The following is a 4762-nucleotide window of genomic DNA, read 5'->3' as shown; positions in this document are numbered from 1 at the left end:
GGCTCGCCTTTCCAGAACCTGGCGTCGGCGCACGCAATCAGAGCTTTCGTCTGATGGTTGCGCCTACGCTGTGGGGACGACAGGCGCGATTGAGATTTTCCAATGCGCTGGGCACGCGCCCCCTCGAACTGGACGGTGTTTACGTGGGACTGCAAGCGAGCGCCGCCACGCTGGTTCCGGGTTCGAATCGACAGGTCACTTTCGCGGGACAGACTGGCGTGCGCGTGCCTATCGGGACATGGGTGTGGAGCGATCCGGTTGTCTTGCCTTTCGCGGCGCAACCTAATGAGTCACTATTGGCGGGGCGTCGCCTGGCGGTAAGTTTTCATGTCCCCAGCGAGAGCGGGCCCATGACCTGGCATGCCAAGGCGCTGCAGACCTCCTACTTGAGTTATCCCGGCGCAGGGGCTCATGGTGCAGACGAAGGCGAAACGCAGTTCCCCATCACCACCACGTCTTGGTACTTTCTTGACGCCATCGATATGGAAGCAGCAGAGGATGCTTTCGCAGTCGTGTGTTTCGGCGACTCCATCACCGATGGAACGCTTTCAACCCTAAACGGCGACGACCGCTGGCCCGACGTGCTGGCGCGCCGCCTTCGCGCGCACCACGGCAACCGTATTGCCGTACTCAACGCGGGCATTGGCGGCAATCAGGTCGCGGGACCCGCGGAGTATGACGCCAGCAAACCCTTTCCTGGAGGCCCGTCAGCCGCGCAGCGACTCGAACGCGACGTGCTTGCGCTCTCGGGTGTCGGGGCGGTAATTTGGCTGGAGGGCATCAACGACTTCAGCCGCAACGGTAGCGCGGGCGCGGATAGAGTGAGGTCTGTCATGATCGATAGCATTCGACGCATGCGCACCAAGCTGCCCGCCGCGCGCTTGCTGGGTGCCACTTTGCCTCCCGCTCTTGGCGCCACACTACCGGCCCACGGCTCGGCGGAGCAGGATGACCAACGCCGGCAACTCAACGATTTCATTCGATCCAGCGACCTGTTCGATGCGGTCATCGACTTCGACCATGCGATCGGAGACGCCGAGACCGGCGCCCTGCGCACGCCGTTCGTACACAACACCACCACCGGAGGCGAGGGCGACAAGCTCCATCCCAACCGCTTGGGCTATCTTCAGATGGGAATGGCCATCGATCTGGGTGCGCTGCTGCCGCTTGCGAAGTCCCGTCAGCGATGAGTGACTATTGGGCAGCTCACGCGGAAATGACCGGCCTAGTCACGACGCTCGGGGGTATCTGTCACAAGACGCCCTGAGGCGGTGCGGAAGCGATGCTGAAGAACAATCCTTCCGCAGTTGTCGTGCTCACGCCGAGGGACTTCCGCTGCGTGCAGGACACTGCGTGCAGTGTCTTTGCTGACGGCAAGATCATCGAGGCCGCAAAGGGAGGCAAGCCGATCCATTGGGATTGGGCGACGGACGAGCATGGCGTCCCCACTTTGACGCCGCCGTGGCAACAGTTGAATACCTGGGCGCGCATCGGCGGACTACCTGAGCTTGACGGAACGCCAGTGCCGATCTCACTTGAGCGATCCCCCGTGATCATCATCAAAGGTCGCCCCGCTCAAGAAGGTGCAGGTAGTTGAACTCCGGAGCTTCGACGCCGGCTTGACGGCGAATCTCCACCAGGCGCGGCGACTCGAAGAAGGCTTTGGCCTTGGCGATTGATGCCCGCCGCGAGAAGTGAATGATTCTGTTGGAGTCATTCTCGGCATGGAGAACGTAGTACATCTCCTCTCCTGCTTCCTTGCGAAGGATGGCTGCGTCGTCAAAGATCTTCTTCCAGGCCGGGTAGTCCTTAACAGCATGCACGATGAGTACATAGTCCATTTGAGTTCCAGTAGCGATTGAATTGTCCGGTGAGGTTTCCGGCGTTGCGCTGTGCGAACCCTTGATGCCGCACAGATGTTCCAGGCGTGATCAGAGCTCGGCGTTTAGCACATACGACTTTGCCCAATTGACGCTGCCAGGTGGAGTTTACGTTCCAAGGAGTTGGCATGGATCCGCGGGGAGCGTACTTGAAGTTCGGCAAGTTCTAGACTGCATCCCAGAAGTTTACGAGGACCACGCCTGAACCTCTTCCGTCGCAAACACGTCGAGTGACCCGTGCGAATCGCTACCCAACCGCGATGGCGGCAATCACACAATCACAGCGATAAATCGGACGCCCCTCGCTTTGATTACCCGCGAGACGGCGACCAAATGTGTGCGCGCATTCCCAATCAGACGCCTTTACTTTGCTGTCGAACGGGGAAGAGCTATGAGGAGGTCGGAGCGGTGGCGAAATGCGGGCCTCGTATTGCAGCGATGAACCCCCTTCAGGAGTGGACCGCATAACTTCAGTGCACTCTCTAGGCTATAGCAAGCATCGCTGTTCCGTAAAACGGAAGCGGCGTTGGAGAGCACACATACCGGCCCAAATCCAGTCATCGTAGCGAGCCCGACGAAATGAAAAAGCGCTGACCCTGAGGGTCAGCGCAGACTCGAGTGCATCAATAAATGCATATCATTTATTCAACTTCCGGAATTCGACGACCGTGAATGCCAGCCCAATCAGCAACAAGGCAAATACCAAGGCGCCGGTAATCAATAGATCGAAGACCATTAGGGATTCCTCCCCAGCAAGGCGGCAAGCTTGAAATAGATGCCGAAGCCAAAGATCGAGGGAATCCAGATAGCTGAAAAAATTGCCTGCTCACGATCTTTCAGCACGAACCACAAATAGGCGGACACAAAGAACGAAATCATTACCGCGAGGAGGATGAAGAAATCTGATTTTCGAAACATAGTCGTTTACTCCCTAGTTTTACCGCTCCTGAAGATCCAAGATGCCGTAGCCGATCGCGCTTAGTAGACAGCCAGCTATCGCCACGGAACCGATGACGCGCACACCCGACGAAATTTCTATGGCGAAAATTTCCGGGTCAATGATTCCTAGCGACCCAAGTGCAAGACCGAGGCAGCCAATCACTGTCAGCGTATTTCCGACGAGCACAAGCGTTTTTTGGATGACGCGTTGGTAACCACTCAATTTGAGCCCCAAGACCAATGAAGTGCAGGTTATTCAGATCCTGCGGCGCTCGTGGCAGCCGCACGACGGTTGAATGTAGGCCGTATTGCGAATACTGTGTTTTCAGCGAAACGGCCCGCACCCAGCCCATAAACACCGCTTGGCTACTTGGGCATCACCACGCTGTCGATAACGTGTATCACGCCGTTATCGGTGGCAATATCCACGGCGGTTACGCTAGCGTTGTCCACTTTGACGCCGCCCGTCGTGCTTACCGTCAGTGAGGATCCTTGCACTGTCTTGACCGTACCTGCTTTGACGTCCTTGGCCATGACTTTTCCGGGAACCACGTGGTAGGTGAGCACAGCGGTCAGTTTGGCTTTGTCTTTGAGCAATGCCTGCAGTTGATCGGCAGGAATCTTCCAAAGGCCGCATCGTTGGGGGCGAACACCGTGAAAGGTCCGGGGCCCTTAAGGGTTTCGATAAGTCCGGCAGCGGTGAGCGCCGTAGCGAGGGTCTTGAAACTGCCCGCGGCGACAGCGGTGTCAACAATGTCTGCTGCCTGAGCAGTGGAAGCTATAGAAGCGGTTACTAACAGAGTGGAGAGCAACTTTTTCATGCTGTTTCCTTTGTGAATGATTGGGGTGACCGTTATGGTTGAGCCGACTCGGTTAGCCTGCCCGCCGCCATCAGCGCCGCTGCACTTTTGAGTTGCAATCGAAAGCCATGCGAAACGCTAGTCCCCGTTATTGTACTGGTCAAAATAATTGTTTCAATGCATCGCCCAGTACAGTTACGGGTCATAATATAAATAGCAGGGTCATTAACTGAACGAATGATGGTAGCATTGTTGTATAAACTGTTCTAAAGGAGTTCAGAGTGACGGATAGTCGCCAAGAAGACGTAGCGGCACCGGCCTATCGAAGTGGCGCTGTGGCGCGCCTCACGGGAATTCCAGTGGAGACGCTGCGCGTATGGGAGCGGCGCTATAAGGTCGTGGGGCCCAGGCAGAGCGCAGCCGGGCAGCGTCAGTACGCGCCTGAGGACGTGACCCGCTTGTCGGTCATTAAGCGCTTGGTCGACGCGGGATACGCAATAGGATCCATCGCAGCACTCGACATAGACAAGTTGCAAACCATGTTGCAACAAGCTTCCCGTGCGCCTTTAGCGCTCCACCCACTCACTACGCCCGTCGAAGACGCCATGCAGCCAGTGCGAGTGGCAGTCGTAGGCGAGGCGCTTGCACTGCGCGTAAAGCGGCACTCAGAGCCAGTCCTGCATGTCGTGGCAGTGAGCAAAGGTGTGGCTCGCGCGCCCAATGACCTACGCGGCGTAAGGGCCGATGCACTGTTGGTTGAAGCGCCCTCCATACAGCGCGAAACACCGCAGGCGGTTCGCGCCCTGGCGCGGCTGGTGAGTGCACAGCGTGTCGTGGTGGAATACGGCTATGCCTCGCGGCAGCATGAGCGGGATCTGAGGTCGCTCGGTTGCCACCTTGTGCGCGCGCCGATGAATATGGATGAGCTTGCTATCCTTTGCGGCGCACTGCATCCCAGCGTCGAGCCAGGCGGAACCATCGTGGTGAAACCCAATCTTGCCGTACCGCCCCGCCGATTTGACAACAAGGCACTTGCAGAAATAGCGACTACCTCTGTCGCACTGCATTGTGAATGCCCGCATCACGTCGCAGATCTGCTGGTGCGACTGGGTAACTTTGAAACTTACAGCGCCGAGTGCGAAA

General features: G+C 57.6%; 6 protein-coding genes and 1 pseudogene. 3 read left to right on the top strand and 4 right to left on the bottom strand.

Annotation, left to right across the window (positions count from 1 at the left end; translation table 11 throughout):
* Both FJ147_27315 and FJ147_27310 read left to right on the top strand, forming a co-directional pair.
* Positions 1-1190, top strand: a 1190-nt coding sequence (locus tag FJ147_27315; GenBank protein ID MBM4259594.1) for a lysophospholipase, incomplete at its 5' end; no start/stop codon positions are given.
* A 92-nt stretch (positions 1191-1282) separates the two neighbouring features.
* Entirely contained in the window at positions 1283-1597 is a 315-nt protein-coding gene (locus FJ147_27310; GenBank protein MBM4259593.1) for an Ldh family oxidoreductase, read from the top strand.
* Here the strand turns inward: FJ147_27310 and FJ147_27305 are convergent.
* The 4 genes and pseudogenes from FJ147_27305 to FJ147_27290 form a co-directional block, all read right to left on the bottom strand.
* Complete coding sequence (locus tag FJ147_27305; protein ID MBM4259592.1) at positions 1560-1841, bottom strand: antibiotic biosynthesis monooxygenase; 282 nt, start codon at positions 1839-1841, stop codon at positions 1560-1562. The two genes, FJ147_27310 and FJ147_27305, sit on opposite strands and share 38 nt — an antisense overlap.
* A 774-nt stretch (positions 1842-2615) precedes the next feature.
* Positions 2616-2798 (bottom strand): hypothetical protein, encoded by a 183-nt coding sequence (locus FJ147_27300; GenBank protein ID MBM4259591.1) that lies wholly within the window; start codon positions 2796-2798, stop codon positions 2616-2618.
* Between the two features lie 19 nt (positions 2799-2817).
* Positions 2818-3042 (bottom strand): hypothetical protein, encoded by a 225-nt coding sequence (locus tag FJ147_27295; GenBank protein MBM4259590.1) that lies wholly within the window; start codon positions 3040-3042, stop codon positions 2818-2820.
* A 143-nt stretch (positions 3043-3185) separates the two neighbouring features.
* Positions 3186-3640, bottom strand: a pseudogene (locus FJ147_27290) (fasciclin domain-containing protein).
* Between the two features lie 260 nt (positions 3641-3900).
* Between FJ147_27290 and FJ147_27285 the strand changes: the two are divergent.
* The coding region (locus FJ147_27285) for a MerR family transcriptional regulator (GenBank protein MBM4259589.1) at positions 3901-4762 on the top strand (862 nt) is incomplete at its 3' end.

It is taken from the genome of Deltaproteobacteria bacterium (genome assembly GCA_016874775.1).
Classification (GTDB): Bacteria; Desulfobacterota; Binatia; order Bin18; family Bin18; genus VGTJ01.
This window is presented reverse-complemented; position numbering and strand designations above follow the sequence as displayed.